Here is a 15655-nt window from a genome sequence, read left to right as displayed (position 1 = left end):
AGCGGGCTTTAGCTACCCATCAGCATCTGCACGCCCTCGAAGGCCAGGAAGGCGCCCAGCACGACGAAGATCACGCCGGCCACCATTTCGATGAAGGGGTTGATCCGCTGGATCTTCTCCGCTCCCGCGGCCACCGCCAGGGCGAATCCGCAGAACCACGCCACACCCACGACAGTCATCAGAACCAGTACCAGCAGCCGGTCCAGCAAGGACACGTCCACCGGGATGAACTGCGCGAACACCGAACCGAAGAACAGCAGCGCCTTGGGGTTGGAGAGGTTCGTCGCAAGCCCCAGGCGCCAAGAGGAGAAGTCCCCCAGCGGTGCGCGCGCCGTAGCCTGCGCTCCACCGTCGGCAGTTGAGGCGCGGGTGGCGTCACTAAGAGGCACAGTGGGTAAGACTGCCCGGGCGCGCCAATCCGCGTACCCGGAACGGAACGCGCCTTGGCCCATGTAGATCAGAAAACAGCCGCCGAACAGGTACAACACCGTCAGGATCCACGGGAAGGTCGCGATCAGTGCGGCCAGGCCCAGCATCGTGACCACCGGCCACAACACGTTGCCCGTACAGATTCCGAGCGCGGCGAACACCGCCGAGCGGCGCGAACGGGCACCCAAACGAATGAGCTGCACGGTGTCCGGGCCTGGCATCGTAATGGCCAGCACCCAGGCACCGAGCAGCCCTAGGTAAGCGGCTAGGCTCAAGCCTGCATCGCCACGTCAGTCGGGTTGATCGGGCGCGGCAGGGCGGTCTCGCCCATCAGCTCGCGGTCCAGCTCCGCGGCGGCGGAACGGCCCTCGGAGATGCCCCACACGATCAGGGACTGGCCACGGCCCGCGTCGCCGGCGACGAACACCGGAATGTCCGCGAACTCAGCGTTGGTGGGCTGGGCGCGGAAGGTGTCGTCGCGCTCGGGGCGGCCGCGCTCGCCGATCTGCAGGCCCAGGTCCCGCACCACCGGGGTCTCCTCGACGGAGACGAAGCCCATCGCCAGCAGCACCAGGTCGGCATCCATCTCGAAGTCGGACTCCGGGATGTTCTCCAGGCCGTTCTCGCCGAAGCGGCACTCGGCGCCCTTCAGGCCGGTGACCTTCTCGCCGTCGCCGGTGATCTCCACCGTGTTGATGGAGTAGCGGCGGATGCCCAGCTCGTCGCCCGGCTGGCGCTCGGCCAGGCCCAGGGCGGCGATCTCGTCGGCGGACTCGTTGCCGGTCACGCGGTACTCACCCTCCTCGTGGGCGGACGCCACGCGCCAGATGCGCGGGTAGGTCGGCCACGGGGTGGAGGCACCGCGGGTCTTCGGCGGCTTCGGGGTGATGTCGAACTGGGACACAGAGATGGCGCCCTGGCGCAGCGCGGTGCCGAAGCAGTCGGTACCGGTATCGCCACCGCCGATGATCACCACGCGCTTGCCCTTGGCGTTGATGGTGGATTCCTCGCGGTCGCCTTCGCAGACCTTGTTGGCCTCCGGCAGGTACTCCATCGCCTGGTAGACACCCTTCAGGTCGCGACCCACGACGGGCAGATCGCGGCCGACGGTGGAGCCGATGGCGACGATCACGCCGTCGAACTCCTTCAGCTGCTCGCCGGTCGGCGAGGTGTTGACGACGAACTTCGTGCCCTCGGCCTCCATCTGCTCCAGACGGCGGTCGATCCACTTCTTTTCCATCTTGTACTCGGGCACGCCGTAGCGCATCAGGCCACCGATGCGGTCGGCGCGCTCGAAGACGGTGACGTCGTGGCCCGCGCGGGTCAGCTGCTGTGCGGCGGCCAGCCCGGCCGGGCCGGAGCCCACGACGGCCACGCGCTGGCCGGTCTTGAAGCTCGGCTTGATCGGCTTGACCCAGCCTTCCTTCCAGGCGTGCTCAACGATGGTGTACTCGACGGTCTTGATGTTCACCGGGTCGTCGCCGATACCCAGCACACATGCGCCTTCGCAGGGTGCGGGGCACAGACGGCCGGTGAACTCCGGGAAGTTGTTGGTGGCGTGCAGGCGGTCGTAGGCCTCGCGCCAGTTGCCCTTGCGCACCAGGTCGTTCCACTCGGGGATGATGTTGCCCAGCGGGCAGCCATCGTGGCAGAACGGGATGCCGCAGTCCATGCAACGGCTGGCCTGGGTCTGCACCTTGTCGTCGGAGAAGTCCTCGTAGACCTCGTTCCAATCCAGCAGGCGCAGCGGGACGGGTCGGTGTGCCGCCGACTCGCGGCGGTGCTTCAGAAATCCGCGTGGATCAGCCATTTACTTCACTTCCTCCATGATTGCGGCGGCGATGCCGTCGTTGTCCAAGCCTTCGGCTTCGGCCCGTGCGATCGTCTTGAGCACACGCGCGTAGTCGCGGGGCATGACCTTGATCAGATCCGCGGCGTTTACCTCCACAGTAGATCCGGTCAGGTCGCGGTGGGTCTGGATCGTCTGCTCGACCCAGCGCAGTTCTTCCTCGTCGGTGATCTTTTCGATGTCGACGAGCTCGGTGTTGATTCGGTCAGTGACGCCACTACCGTCATCCACCAGGTAGGCAATGCCGCCGGACATACCGGCTGCGAAGTTGTTGCCGATCTTGCCCAGGACGATGACGCGGCCACCCGTCATGTACTCACAGCCGTGGTTGCCCACGCCCTCGACGACGGCGGTCAGGCCGGAGTTACGCACGCAGAAGCGCTCGCCCACGGTGCCGCGGATGAACATTTCGCCCTGCACGCCACCGAAGCCCAGCACGTTGCCGGCGATGACGTCGCTGGTCGTATCCTCCGCCGCGTGGTTGGCGGCCGGGCGGATGACAATGCGGCCGCCAGACAGGCCCTTGCCCACGTAGTCGTTGGCGTCACCGTTAAGGGTGAGCGTCATGCCGTGGGTGGCGAAAGCACCGAAGGAGTTACCTGCGGAGCCCGTGAACTGCAGGTTCACAGTGTCCTGCGGCAGGCCATCGCGGCCGGCAACGCGAGAGATCAGCGAGCCGGTCATGGTGCCAACGGTGCGGTTGACGTTGGTGATCGGGTAGCTGAGGTCGATCGAGATGTCCTCGCCCGCAGCGGCGCGGCGAATCGTGTCTTGCGCATCAGAACGGATCTGGTTGTCCAGCGCCTTGTCCAGCGAGTGGTCCTGCTCCTTGGTGCGGTGCAGGTCCTGGTGCATGAAGGGGCTGTCCGGCCGAGCGAAAATGGGCGCCAGGTCCAGCTTGCCCGCGGTCTTGTGATCGACTTCCATCTCGCCGCCGGTCAGGCACTCGGAGTGGCCCACGGCCTCTTCCAGGGTGCGGAAGCCCAGCTCGGCGAGGTACTCGCGGACCTCTTCGGCGATGAACTTGAAGAAGTTCACCACGTGCTCCGCCTGGCCCGTGTAGCGCTTGCGCAGCTCCGGGTTCTGGGTTGCCACGCCCACCGGGCAGGTATCCAGGTGGCAGACGCGCATCATGATGCAGCCGGAGACCACCAGCGGGGCGGTGGCGAAGCCGAATTCCTCAGCACCCAGGAGGGCTGCCACCATCACGTCGCGGCCGGTCTTCAGCTGGCCGTCACACTGCACGGTAATGCGGTCGCGCAGGCCGTTCATCAGCAGGGTCTGCTGGGTCTCGGCCAGGCCGAGCTCCCACGGGCCACCTGCGTGCTTCAGCGAGGTCAGCGGGGAGGCGCCCGTGCCGCCATCGTGACCGGAGATCAGCACTACATCCGCGTGTGCCTTGGACACACCGGCGGCGACCGTGCCCACGCCCTGCTCGGCGACGAGCTTGACGTGGATGCGGGCATCCGGGTTGGCGTTCTTCAGGTCGTGGATCAGCTGCGCCAGGTCCTCGATGGAGTAAATGTCGTGGTGCGGCGGCGGGGAGATAAGGCCCACGCCCGGGGTGGTCACGCGCACCTCGGCGATCCAGGGGTACACCTTGCTCGGCGGCAGCTGACCGCCCTCACCAGGCTTCGCACCCTGGGCCATTTTGATCTGGATGTCCGTGCAGTTGTTCAGGTAGTGGCTGGTCACGCCGAAGCGGCCGGAGGCCACCTGCTTGATGGCGGAGCGCTTCCAGTCACCGTTCGGCTCCGGCTCGAAGCGGGCCGGATCCTCGCCGCCCTCACCGGAGTTGGACATGCCCTTCAGGCGGTTCATGGCGATCGCCAGGGTCTCGTGCGCCTCTGCGGAGATGGAACCGTAAGACATCGCGCCGGTGGCAAAGCGCTTCACGATCTCGCTGACCGGCTCGACCTCCTCGATCGGGATCGACGGGCGGTTGGACTTGAACTTAAACAGGCCACGCAGCGTAGCCAGACGCTCGGACTGCTTGTCGACCTTCTCGGTGTACTCCTTGAAGATGCGGTACTGGCCGGTGCGGGTCGCATGCTGCAGCTTGAAGACGGTCTCGGGGTTGAACAGGTGGTATTCGCCCTCGCGGCGCCACTTGTACTCGCCGCCGATCTCGAGCTCGCGGTGCGCCTGCTCTTCGGGGCGGGGCAGGAATGCCGCGCGGTGGCGCTTGGCCACGTCGTCAGCGATCTCGTCCAGACCGATGCCGGAGATGGGGCTGAAGGCGCCGACGAAGTACTCGTCGAGCAGGCTCTGGTGCAGGCCCACCACGTCGGCCAGCTGGGAGCCGCGGTAGCTCGCCACCGTGGCGATGCCCATCTTGGACATGACCTTCTGGATGCCGGCGGTCGCGGCCTTGATGTAGTTTTCCTCGGCTTCTTCTGCGGTGACGCCCACTCGCCCGTCGTTGGCCATCTCATTAACGGTCTCGAGAGCCATGTACGGGTTGATGGCATCCGCACCGAAGTTGATGAGCATGGCCAGGTGGTGCACCTCGCGGGCTCCGCCGGACTCGATCACCAGCGATGCGCGGGTGCGCGTCTTCTCCTGCACCATGTGGTGGTGCACGGCGCTGGTCAGCAGCAGCGACGGGATCGGGGCGTAGCGCTCGTCGGACTCGCGGTCGGAGAGGATCAGGATGGTCGCGCCATCCTCGATCGCCTCGGTGACCTGGCGGCGAATGCGGTTGATGGCCTCGCGCAGCCCCTTGCCGCCGTGGGCGACGGAGTACAGGCCCGGGATGCGCACAGCCTTGAAGGCGCTCAAGTCCACGCCGGAGCCTGCGGCCTCGGCGTTCTCCGCCGCATTCGCCAGGTTGGCCAGCGTCTGGTTACCCAGAATCGGGCTGTCCAGGTGGATACGGTGGGCGGCGTCCGGACCGGGGTTAAGAACATCCGCCTGCGCACCCAGCTGGGTGAACATGCTGGTGACCATCTTCTCGCGGTAGCTATCCAGCGGCGGGTTGGTCACCTGCGCGAAACGCTGCGCGAAGAAGTCGTACAGCAGGCGCGGGCGGTCGGACAGGGCGGCGATCGGGGTATCCGTACCCATCGAGCCGATGCCCTCGGCACCCTTGTCGGCCATGGGGCGCAGCAGGGTCTCGAGGTCTTCCTCGGTGTAGCCGAAGACCCGCTGGCGCAGGACGATGCGCTCGTGGTTCATGGCGATCGGCTCGGCGGCCGGCAGGTCGGACTCGCGGACCAGGTGCTCCTCTACCCACTGCTCGTAGGGCTGGTCGGCCAGAGCCTGCTTGATTTCCTCGTCCTCCACAACGCAGCCGCGGGAGGTGTCGACCAGGAACATCTTGCCCGGCTCCACGCGGGTGCGCTTGACGATCTCACTGTCCGGGATGTCCAGCACGCCGGCCTCGGAAGCCATGACGACGAGGCCGTCCTTGGTGATCCAGATGCGGCCCGGGCGCAGACCGTTGCGGTCCAGGGTCGCGCCGATGAGGGTGCCGTCGGTGAAGGTGATGGCGGCCGGGCCGTCCCAGGCCTCCATGAAGCTGGAGTGGTACTCGTAGAACGCACGGACCTGCGGGTCGATGTGCGGGTTGCGTTCCCACGCCTGCGGAACCATCATCAGCACGGCGTGCGGCAGGCTGCGGCCGGCCAAGTGCAGCAGCTCCAGGGCCTCGTCGAAGCGGCCGGTATCCGAACCCTCCGGATCACAGATCGGCAGCACGCGGTCCAGATCGCCCAGCACCTCGGAGCGCAGCTGGGACTCGCGGGCGCGCATCCAGTTCTCGTTTCCGCGGACGGTGTTGATCTCACCGTTGTGTGCAACCAAGCGGTAGGGGTGAGCCAACGGCCAGGACGGGAAGGTGTTGGTGGAGAAACGCGAGTGCACGATGGCCAGCGCGGACTCCATGCGCTCATCCTGCAGGTCCAGGTAGAACTCCCGCAGCTGCGGGGTGGTCAGCATGCCCTTGTAAACGACCGTGCGGGAGGACAGGGAGGGGAAGTACACGGTGTCTCCACCGGAGCCCTCGCCTGCACCCTTGGTGCCGAGTTCACGCTCTGCACGCTTGCGGACGAAGAAGGCGCGACGGTCGAGCTCGAGGCCCTCGAGGGGGGAACCGTTGGCGTCAACACCAGAGATAAAGAGCTGGTGGAACAGCGGCTCGGCGTCGCGCGCGATGGCGCCCAGGCTCGAGTCGTCGACGGGCACGTCGCGCCAGCCGATGAGGTTCAGGCCCTCTTCCTTCACGATGGCCTCGACGGCACGTACCGCGTCGAGCGCGGCCATGCGGGAGTTCGGCAGGAAGGCGATGCCGGTGGCGTACTGGCCGGCCGGCGGCAGGGTGATGTCCTGCTTGGCCATCTCCTCCCGGTAGAAGCGGTCGGGGACCTGGATGAGGATGCCGGCGCCGTCGCCGGTGTTCTTTTCCGCTCCAGCTGCACCGCGGTGATCCAGGTTCACCAGGGCCTGGATGCCCTTGTCCACAATGTCGCGTGTCGCGCGGCCGTGCATGTCAGCCACGAAGGCGACACCACACGCATCATGCTCAAACTGGGGGTCGTAAAGACCCTGGCGTGCAGGGTAGTTTTTCATGATTTACGGCCTAACTTTCGTCACAAGTACTGCATTTGCATATGCGAATAAAGTTGCAATCGGACCGCCGGTCTGGTGGTGACGTGAGTCTCCTCCAAGAAACAGCTGTAGTTCCGGTCACACCATTTCGTCTTGGGTTATCTAGAGTGCACCCGTCGGCACGAGCAGACAAAATTAGGTTTGCCTTACTCTTTCTAGCCTCACCTTTATGTGTGATCGAAGTCACGCTGAACTGCGACGATCGTCATACATTACTCACATTTTGATACATACTTTAACGCGCAGCAGCCTGAATGATCTTGGTTTCCTCGAAAGCCCCACAAGTTTTTGCGCAGTTAGAGATAATTGCGCCCATGACGAACCAGCCTTCCAACAACTCCACTGACGCTTCCGTCCGCACTCTGCTGCCGCTGACTACAGCACCGGGTGCCACCGCTCTCACCGCCACCCCGGTGGAGGATCCCGCCACCGCCTACAAGACCCTCCTCTCCCCTGTCCAGGTAGGAAAGACCACCTTCCGCAACCGCGTGATCATGGGTTCCATGCACACCGGCCTGGAGGATTCCATCGAGGACGTGCCGAAGCTCGCCGCCTTCTATGCCGCCCGCGCCGAAGGTGGCGTGGCCGCGATGGTCACTGGCGGTTACCCGCCGGTCCTGGAGGGCAACCTGACTCCCTACGGCACTCCGTTTAACACTCCGGAGATCGCCGAAGCTCACCGTGAGATCACCGACGCAGTGCACGCCGGTGGCGCGAAGATCCTGCTACAGCTGCTGCACGCCGGCCGCTATGGCTACCACCCGATGGCGGAGTCCGCCTCCGCCTCGCAGTCGCCGATCAGCCCCTTCCCCGCCCGCGAGATCGCGACCGAGGACGTTGAAAAGCTTATTGACGCCTACGCCAGCTCCGCCGCTCTCGCCGCTGACGCAGGCTACGACGGCGTGCAGGTGATGGGCTCCGAGGGTTACCTGATTAACCAGTTCCTCGCGGAGCGCACGAACCAGCGCACTGACAAGTGGGGAGGCTCGGTGGAGAACCGCCAGCGCTTCCCCGTGGAGATCATTAAGGCCATCCGCGCAAAGGTGCCGGAGGACTTCGTTATCGACTACCGCATCTCCGTACTGGAGCTGGTCGAGGGCGGCCAGAGCCAGGAGGAGATCCTGCAGCTGGCCAAGAAGATCGAGGAGGCCGGGGCTGACCTGCTGAGCTCCGGTGTGGGCTGGCATGAGGCGCAGATCCCGACCATCGTGACCTCCGTGCCCCGTGGCGCCTTTGCCTGGGCAACCCAGAAGGTGCGCGAGCACGTAAACATCCCTGTGGTGGCCTCCAACCGCATCAACACCCCGGAGGTTGCCGAGGCCATCCTCGACGGCAGCTGGGACGGTGGCGACGGCGAGCCCGCCGGCACCCCGCAGGCCGACCTGGTCTCCATGGCTCGCCCGCTGCTGGCCGACCCGGAGTTCGTCAACCGCGCTGCACGCGGCCTGAACACCGAGATCAACCACTGCATCGCCTGCAACCAGGCCTGCCTGGACCACACCTTCGAGAACAAGCGGGCGACCTGCCTGGTTAACCCTCGCGCCGCCTACGAGACCGAGCTGGAGCTGCTGCCCGCACAGGGCACCAAGAAGGTCGGCGTGATCGGCGGTGGCGTGGCCGGGCTCTTCGCTGCTGAGGCGCTGGCGCTGCGCGGCCACGATGTCACCGTCTTCGAAGCGGCTGACACCCTGGGTGGCCAGTTCAACCTGGCGATGCGCGTGCCGGGCAAGGAAGAGTTTGTGCAGGCCCTGTACGCGGTGGTCAACCGCCTGGAGGGCCTGAAGGTGAACATCTCCACCGGCAAGGCCGTTACCCCGGAGGAGCTTAAGACCGATGGCTTCGAGGAAGTTGTTGTGGCCACGGGCGTGCGCCCGCGCATCCCGGAGTTCCCGGGCGTGAACGAAGGCCTAGAGGGCAAGATCGACGGCGTGACCGTCGCCACCTACGCCGAGCTGATCTCCGGGAAGAAGGCGCCGGGCGAGTACGTCGCCGTCATCGGCGCTGGCGGCATTGGCTACGACGTGGCGGAGTTCCTGCTGGAGGATCGCCAGGGCGCGCCGCAGTCCCTGACCTCCTGGAACAGCCAGTGGGGCGTGGTCGAGGACTCGGATGTGCACGGCAACCTCTCCTCCCCGCAGCCGGAGCGCCCGCAGCGCCGCGTGGTGATGCTGCAGCGTAAGCCGACCCGCATGGGCCGCACGCTGGGCAAGACGACCGGCTGGGTACACCGCGCGGCGGTGGCCATGGGCGGCACGGAGCAGATCGTGAGCGTGACCTACGAGAAGATCGATTCCGACGGCCTGCACATCACCGTCCCGGTGGAGGATCCGCAGGTCACCCTGAAGAAGATCAAGCAGATCAAGTCCGGCACCTTCGAGGGCCGCACGCTGGATCGCGCCGAAAAGCAGGAGCTGCTGGAGCAGATCGAGCGTGAGACCAAGGAGAACCGCGAAGAGCGCGTGATCAACGTGGACACGGTCGTGCTGTGCACGGGCCAGGAGTCCGTGCGCCCGGAGGGTGCCGAGAAGAGCGACGCCGAGCAGGACGGCACCTCTAACGTCCACATCATCGGCGGCGCGGATGTCGCCGCGGAGCTGGACGCCAAGCGCGCGATCCGCCAGGCCGTGGAGCTGGCCGCACGACTCTAAGTCGCAGGCTCCACCACCCGGTCGTCGACCATGCCGATAGCCTGCATCAGCGCGTAGCAGGTGGTGGGGCCGACGAATTGAAATCCCCGGCGTTTTAGCTCCTTCGCCAGCGCCTTGGATTCCGGCGAGGTCGAGGGCACCCCATCCAGCGATGTCGGACGGGAGTGCTCCGCCGGGGTAAACGACCACACGAGTACGGGCAGACCCGGCGCCAGCCGGTTGGCCGCCCCGCCCAGAACGTCGCGGGCGGGCGAATCCTCCGGCAATTCTTGATATTCCTCCGCTCGCCGCAGCTCCAGCGTCGCCTTGGCGTTTTCGTAGAGCGCTTCGTGCTTGCGGGCATTACGAATCAAGCGTTCATCCTGCAGAGCAGCGCGCCTTTGGGGCTCGCTCATTTCGGTGATGCGCTGGGCGTCAAAAAGAAAGAACACAGAGCGAAAATCCCTCCGCTTGCGCAGGATAGTGGCCCACGACAACCCGGATTGGAAGCCTTCGAGGGCGATGCGCTCCAGCAGGCCGTGTTCGGTGATGACGGGGCGACCCCACTCGTTGTCGTAGTAGTCCAGCTCAATCTCGCTGCGGTAGGCCCACGGCGGACGGGCGACTCCCGATTCATCGACGAGCTGCCCGGTGCTGGTGGTGAGAAGTTGGCCTTCCATCGGGTTCCTTTCAACTACGGCCAAGAACATGTGCCAAACATGTGGCCTGGAATTCAGTGTGCAGTGTTTGATGTGCGGAATTTGGTGCGCGCTCGCGAGCGCTGGTAGACATTCAACAGCGTAACCAAAAGGTGGGACGGGTTGGCGTGTAAGACGGCCACCAACCCATCCAATTAGCAGGGTTATCCACAGACAGCTCGGACTGTGAATAACCCTACTTAGGGGTGGAACACTTGAGGCTCACCTGGCATTACACCCCTGGAATTGGGACAGCCCCGAAACGAAAGAAGCGACAATACTAAGCTTAAAGAAACCCAACAGTTTCGACTGTTCGTTCCTCTTACCCTTTAAGCTTTCGTAGGGCTATACACAGCCCTGCAGAAGTTATGCAAAATTTCGCCGCCACTGAACATGCAGCTGAAACAGCACGAACCGCTAAGATCTACGAACCGGAGAAGACCGATGGAAAGCCAGCAACGCGATACGGGCACGTTCCGGGCGGTATCCGTCCAACGTGGCGGCTTCGTCGATGAGACGGGCACACCGGCCGTAGACCCACAGAAAAAAGGCCCCCAACCGACGGTTGAGGCGCCTCTGCAGAAAGAGTCCAAAAGTGGCCCTTTCCGCTCCTATTTCCTTATTGGCACGCTGATTCTTATCATCTGCGCGCTCATTATCCTGCTTCTCGTAATGTGGCTGGGCTTGGGCCTAGAAAACGAAAGCGCACGCTTGGGCGAAGGTGCGCTTTCTATGTTGCTGGTGGGCTAAACCCCGGCTCCAGCTCGTAACGGCAGTTACTTCTTGCGGTTACCTACTTCTTGCGGTTGCCGGTGACCAGGCCGACGATGAACAGCAGGATGCAGGCACCCAGCAGGCAGGTCAGGAAGCTCCAGAACATGCCGCCGCTACCGACTCCCAGCAGGCCGAGAACCCAGCCACCCAGGAAGCCGCCGATGATGCCGACGACGATGTTGAGGAAGAAGCCCATCTGCTCGTCGGTGCCCATGATCTTGGAACCGATCCAGCCGGCCAGGCCACCGATAATGATCCAACCGAACATGCCCAGCGGGGGCACTGCAGAGCCTTCAGCGAGTAGGAAAGTGTTTGCCGCAAGAGTTTCAGTAATCATGGTGCCCAGTCTACCGACCGTGAGCAGGAACTTCTACGGCCCGAACTTCAGCTAGCAACTCCAGCTAGCCAGAATTTCCCAATCCAATTGGCAGCTTCTTCACATATATGTATAGTCACATTCGTGAATCGATCTCTTAGTTCCTTCTTGTCTTCCTTTCAGCGCATTGCCGTAGCGCTGTCGCTGGTGCTGGCCACCGCGTTCGGTACCGCGGGCGTGGCTACCTACAACGCACCGGAGGCAAACGCTGCCCCGCAGGGCTCCGTCCCCCAACTCCCCCAGCTGCCGCCCATGCCGCAGCTGCCCCCGATGCCGGAGCTACCGCCACTGCCCGCTGGCTCTGCTGACCTGCAGCGCATGCTCCAGCCCCCGGCTCCAAGTAAGCCGGCTGGCCCGCAGCGCGTCAACACCGCCAAGCCGGCCCCGCGTGTTGGCAACGGCCACCAGACCAGCGTGTACACCCGTTCCGCTGGCTACAACCGTCGCTACATCCTGGAGATGCCGACGCACTACAACCCGGCGCGTCCCACTCCGGTGATCTTCGGCTTCGACGGCTGGCGCGATACCCCGGAGAACTTCCGCCGCTACTCCCGCCTGTACGAGACCGGTGCTCGCCAGCAGGCCATCAAGATCTTCCCGGAGTCCATCAAGCACGGCTGGGAGGGTGCCCCTTACGCAGTGGTAAAGGGCGGCACTGATCTGAAGTTCATCCTGCAGATCATCGATGAGATCGACCGCACCTACAACATCGACCGTGGCCGCATCTACGCCACCGGTCACTCCAACGGCGGCGGCATGACTGCCGTCGTGGCTTGCCACCTGCCGCACGTCTTCGCTGGTGCCGCTGCCGTCGGCGGTGCTTACTACGATCCGGTGAACATGGGCTGCAAGAACCGCGCAATCCCGTTCCTGATCATGCATGGCCGTGGCGACACGATGATGAAGATCAACGGTGGCTACCGCCACAACGGCGCCCACTACCTGGCTGTTCGCGACCTGGTGGGTAGCTACGCGAAGCGTAACGGCTGCGGCTACCCGCCGCGCGTCACCCGCATCCGGGGTGGCGAGCGCCACGTGTACCCCTGCGCTCGCAAGGAGCTGCAGCTGATTCTGAACCCGCAGAACCACACCTGGAACCGCGTTCCGGATGCTTCCCAGGAGGTCTGGAACTTCCTGTCGCGCCAGCGCCTCTAGCGCGATTGGCTAGATAGCCGGCGCCTTAGCTTTCCAGCTGGGGTGCCAGCCAATCTCGGAGCACAACCGCATGGTTGTGCTCTTTTTCTTTCGCGGCATACAGCAGCAGGAGCTCCGGAGCGCCTTCCTCAGTCGCCCGCTCCTGGTAGTCGCGCAATTCGGTCAGGGCATCGTCCAGTTCCCCTGCGGCTTTCCGTTCCTCCAGCTCCGCCACGTACTTCTCGCGGAACTCGGCAAAGCTCAAACCATTGTGGAACTCTCGGCGCAGGTCGCTGCTGGGCGTTAGTTCTTTCGGCCAGCCGGCCAAATCTAGGCTTTCTTTCTTGACGCCCCTAGGCCACAACCGGTCCACTAAATACAGACCTTGGCGCTGTCGGTCGCGCCAGTCGTACACGCGGTCGATGTCCATGCGGTTTCCTCCTTAGGAGAAACGCCCGAGGCAGTGCAGCGCTTCGTCGTACATACCCTGCACGACCTCACCGGCGGGCACCTCTGCCCGTAGCAGCTCCACGCCCTGCCCCGCGTGCAGCTTCAACTCGTCGGCAAAGTCCCCGCCCTCGGCGCGGGCCGCGATCAGTTCCTCGTCGGTGACCTCCCCCGCTTCGGACAGCGGGCGGTACACGTCCACGAATGCATTGCGCACGGTGCGGGTGGGCCACTGCTCCGTATCCCACTTTTGCTTTTCGGCGCGGTCGTAGATGTCGGTCAGCACGGTCCGGCTGGCCGTGGCCTTGATCGCGGCCTGTCGCAGCTCGGGCGCCCCGGCGGCTTCCGGGGAGGCCAGCAGTGCGGTGCCAACCCATGCTGCGTCGGCGCCTGCCACCAACACGGAGGCCACGCCCCTGCCGGTGGCGATGCCACCCGCGGCAGCGATCGGCACGCCCGGCGCGTTGACCTGCATGTATTCCATCACGATCTGCAGCAGCGGCAGCGTTCCGATGTGTCCGGTGTGCCCGCCGGCGTCCGTTCCCTGCACACACACGGCGTCCACACCCGCGACCAATGCCTGACGCAACTGCGCCATGGTGTTGATGGGAGCCACGACAGAGATCCCGGCCTCGTGAGCGCGGTCTACGTAGGGCTTGGGGTCGCCGAAGCCCAGGCTCACTACCTTCGGCTTGGCCTCTAGCACTGCATCGAACTGGGCCGGGTTGTCTTCCAGCGCCCACACCATCAGGCCGATTCCGTAGGGTCCAGCCTCTGCGGTGATGCGTGCGTTCTCCAGGATCCATTCGGGTTTGGTTCCCGCGCCGGCGCCGAACATTCCCAATCCACCGGCGCGGCTGACTGCGGCTGCCAGGTGGCCGTCGGAGCGCCCCGCCATCGGTGCGCCGATGATGGGCTTATCGATTCCCCATAGTCTGGTTAACCGGGTATCGATGCGTTCAACCATGGAACACATGCCTCCTCATGGTCTCGGATGGGCAGAAAGCTTTGGTCTGGTTGCCACCCTAGTCCTACTTCTAATTCATTTGCGAAACTACTCCCCTTTCACCAGCGTAGAGTTGGAGTCATGTCGAAGAAGAATCAGCTGAACAAGCTCAAGCCCACCGCCTCCCTGAAGCCCGCTAAGGAAGTCAACACCGCATCCGTCGTCATCGCTGGCCTGGTCGGCGGCTGGCTGACTGCCCGCGAGACCGGTATTCGCCCTCTCGGTGGCGTGATTCTGGCCGCTGCAGGTGGCTACGCTGCCCGCTCTTGGAACGCTAAGGCTGGCGCGGGTGTTGCCACGGGCCTGACCGCCGGATACCTTGCCGCGTTTGGCCTTTCCCACCCGCTAGCCAAGAAGATCGGCGCCTGGCCTGCCGTTCTGACCGTCACCACCGCCGCCGCAGGCGCTGCGTGCGTCCTGTCCGACCTGCGCTAACAAGCTCTTTCCTTAGGGCTCTTTAGATTATTGACGCCACAGCCTGGCCCACCACAGCCTGAGCCATAGCCTCTAGCTCCGCCAGGTGTGGTTCGATATCTCCCGTGAATTCGACGGGTTCAGCCACCGTTTCCCATTCCAGCCCCGTGAGGATGGAGCGCATGGCTTTCTCCGCACCCGTCGTATCGTAGCCACCCCGGATCCACCAGCTGGTCGGGGTGGCTTTCTTCTCTTCGAGGACGGGCACGTAGACCGTGTCGAAGTAGTGCTTCAGGGCTCCGGAGATGTATCCGAAGTTGGCGGTGGTGCCCAGGATCACGGCGTCCGCTCCGCGGAGCTCCTCCACATCCGGCTCCAGGGCCTGGCGTTCCAGCACCTGCACGGCGGGCTGGCCTGCACCCTCGCCTGGCTCCCTGCCTGGCTCTCCACCTGTGGCCGGACTCAGCTCGGCGTTCACTTCCTCCGCGGCGGCGCGTGCTGCCGCGAGTACAGTGTCGGCGAGTTTCTGCGCCTTCTCGGTCGGGCTGTGGTGGACGACGAGGATCGTTACTGGTTTTTCACTGGTGACGTTCTCGCTCATGGTGTCAACGCTACCGATCCTGCAGGGTTAGGTGGGGTATTCCAGGCAATGGGAAGCGTGGGCGTCCAAAAATAGTTAGGGTGGGAAACATGAATGCAGCACCGATTATTCTTCCGTATCAGGGCAAGACGCCGAGGATCCACCGCAGCGCGATGATCTCCCCGGGCGTGACGATCATTGGGGATGTGGAAATCGGGGCGGATTCCTCCGTGTTCTACGGGTGCGTGCTGCGCGGTGACGTGGGCGCAATCCGCATCGGCGAGCGGACGAATGTGCAAGACAACTCCGTGATGCACGTGGAGCGCGGCCAGGAATGCGTGCTGGAGGACGATGTGACCATCGGCCACCAGGCGCTGGTTCACTCCTCTCATGTGGGGGCGGGAACACTGATTGGCATGCAATCGGCACTGCTATCGGATTCCACTATTGGAGGCGGCAGCCTCGTCGCCGCAGGCGCGGTGGTGCTGGAAGGGCAGCAGATTCCGGCGGGATTCCTGGCCGCTGGCCTTCCCGCGAAGGTGCGCCGCGAGCTGACGGAGGAAGAGCGTCAGGGCTTCATCGCCCACGCGGCGCGCTATGTAGAAACTGCCCGCAACCAGGCAAGCGTTGCAGAAGCGCTGTCTTTGGAGGACGTGTACTTCGAGTAACCCCTGCCACACCTGGCGTGATCGCCGTCGCAGCTTTGAGCATTC

General features: G+C 64.4%; 13 protein-coding genes. 5 read left to right on the top strand and 8 right to left on the bottom strand.

The genetic code is table 11. The features are described from left to right. Positions 1 to 8: 8 nt before the first annotated feature. The 3 genes from MHX52_RS04655 to gltB are packed head-to-tail and all read right to left on the bottom strand — an operon-like array spanning position 9 to position 6847. The gene (locus tag MHX52_RS04655) at positions 9 to 704 is read right to left on the bottom strand and encodes a LysE family translocator (RefSeq protein WP_239316822.1); all 696 of its coding nucleotides are present in this window, start codon (positions 702 to 704) and stop codon (positions 9 to 11) included. Beyond that, positions 701 to 2239 carry a glutamate synthase subunit beta gene (locus tag MHX52_RS04650; protein WP_239316821.1) on the bottom strand — a complete coding sequence of 513 codons (1539 nt, stop codon included), beginning with the start codon at positions 2237 to 2239 and terminating at the stop codon, positions 701 to 703. The genes MHX52_RS04655 and MHX52_RS04650 overlap by 4 nt, the downstream gene beginning before the upstream one ends. Then, a complete protein-coding gene (gene gltB, locus MHX52_RS04645) occupies positions 2240 to 6847 on the bottom strand; it encodes a glutamate synthase large subunit (protein ID WP_239316819.1) in 4608 nt (1535 codons plus the stop codon). A 353-nt stretch (positions 6848 to 7200) separates the two neighbouring features. Here gltB and MHX52_RS04640 point away from each other — a divergent pair, with 353 nt between their 5' ends. Then, complete coding sequence (locus MHX52_RS04640) at positions 7201 to 9534, top strand: NADPH-dependent 2,4-dienoyl-CoA reductase (protein WP_239316817.1); 2334 nt, start codon at positions 7201 to 7203, stop codon at positions 9532 to 9534. Here MHX52_RS04640 and MHX52_RS04635 read toward each other — a convergent pair. After that, complete coding sequence (locus MHX52_RS04635) at positions 9531 to 10193, bottom strand: DNA-3-methyladenine glycosylase I (protein WP_049050647.1); 663 nt, start codon at positions 10191 to 10193, stop codon at positions 9531 to 9533. The genes MHX52_RS04640 and MHX52_RS04635 overlap by 4 nt on opposite strands. 462 nt (positions 10194 to 10655) lie before the next feature. Here MHX52_RS04635 and MHX52_RS04630 point away from each other — a divergent pair, with 462 nt between their 5' ends. Further along, positions 10656 to 10961 (top strand): hypothetical protein, encoded by a 306-nt coding sequence (locus MHX52_RS04630; protein ID WP_049050648.1) that lies wholly within the window; start codon positions 10656 to 10658, stop codon positions 10959 to 10961. A 43-nt stretch (positions 10962 to 11004) separates the two neighbouring features. Here MHX52_RS04630 and MHX52_RS04625 read toward each other — a convergent pair whose 3' ends face one another. Further along, positions 11005 to 11322, bottom strand: a complete 318-nt coding sequence (locus MHX52_RS04625) for a GlsB/YeaQ/YmgE family stress response membrane protein (RefSeq protein WP_080971974.1) — start codon at positions 11320 to 11322, stop codon at positions 11005 to 11007. Positions 11323 to 11445: 123 nt separating this feature from the next. On the opposite strand from MHX52_RS04625, the gene MHX52_RS04620 reads away from it, so the two are divergent. Further along, positions 11446 to 12516 carry a PHB depolymerase family esterase gene (locus MHX52_RS04620; protein ID WP_053088993.1) on the top strand — a complete coding sequence of 357 codons (1071 nt, stop codon included), beginning with the start codon at positions 11446 to 11448 and terminating at the stop codon, positions 12514 to 12516. Positions 12517 to 12541: 25 nt separating this feature from the next. Here MHX52_RS04620 and MHX52_RS04615 read toward each other — a convergent pair whose 3' ends face one another. Next, positions 12542 to 12925: a DUF488 domain-containing protein gene (locus tag MHX52_RS04615; RefSeq protein ID WP_070488508.1), complete on the bottom strand. Its 384-nt coding sequence runs from the start codon at positions 12923 to 12925 to the stop codon at positions 12542 to 12544. Positions 12926 to 12937: 12 nt separating this feature from the next. Continuing rightward, a complete protein-coding gene (locus tag MHX52_RS04610; RefSeq protein ID WP_049050650.1) occupies positions 12938 to 13909 on the bottom strand; it encodes a nitronate monooxygenase family protein in 972 nt (323 codons plus the stop codon). Positions 13910 to 14029: 120 nt separating this feature from the next. On the opposite strand from MHX52_RS04610, the gene MHX52_RS04605 reads away from it, so the two are divergent. Beyond that, positions 14030 to 14383, top strand: coding sequence for a hypothetical protein (locus MHX52_RS04605; RefSeq protein WP_035003382.1), 354 nt, complete (start codon positions 14030 to 14032; stop codon positions 14381 to 14383). 22 nt (positions 14384 to 14405) lie between these two features. Here MHX52_RS04605 and MHX52_RS04600 read toward each other — a convergent pair whose 3' ends face one another. Continuing rightward, on the bottom strand, positions 14406 to 14963 hold the full coding sequence (locus tag MHX52_RS04600; RefSeq protein WP_035003379.1) for an NAD(P)H-dependent oxidoreductase: 558 nt from the start codon (positions 14961 to 14963) through the stop codon (positions 14406 to 14408). Between the two features lie 89 nt (positions 14964 to 15052). Between MHX52_RS04600 and MHX52_RS04595 the strand changes: the two genes are divergently transcribed. Next, on the top strand, positions 15053 to 15610 hold the full coding sequence (locus tag MHX52_RS04595) for a gamma carbonic anhydrase family protein (RefSeq protein WP_239316815.1): 558 nt from the start codon (positions 15053 to 15055) through the stop codon (positions 15608 to 15610). Positions 15611 to 15655 lie beyond the last annotated feature (45 nt).

This window comes from Corynebacterium sp. ACRQJ, assembly GCF_022346045.1.
In the GTDB taxonomy this organism is placed as follows: Bacteria; Actinomycetota; Actinomycetes; order Mycobacteriales; family Mycobacteriaceae; genus Corynebacterium; species Corynebacterium evansiae.
Note: the sequence above shows the minus strand (reverse complement) of the source record. Positions and strands in the feature narration are given on the sequence as shown.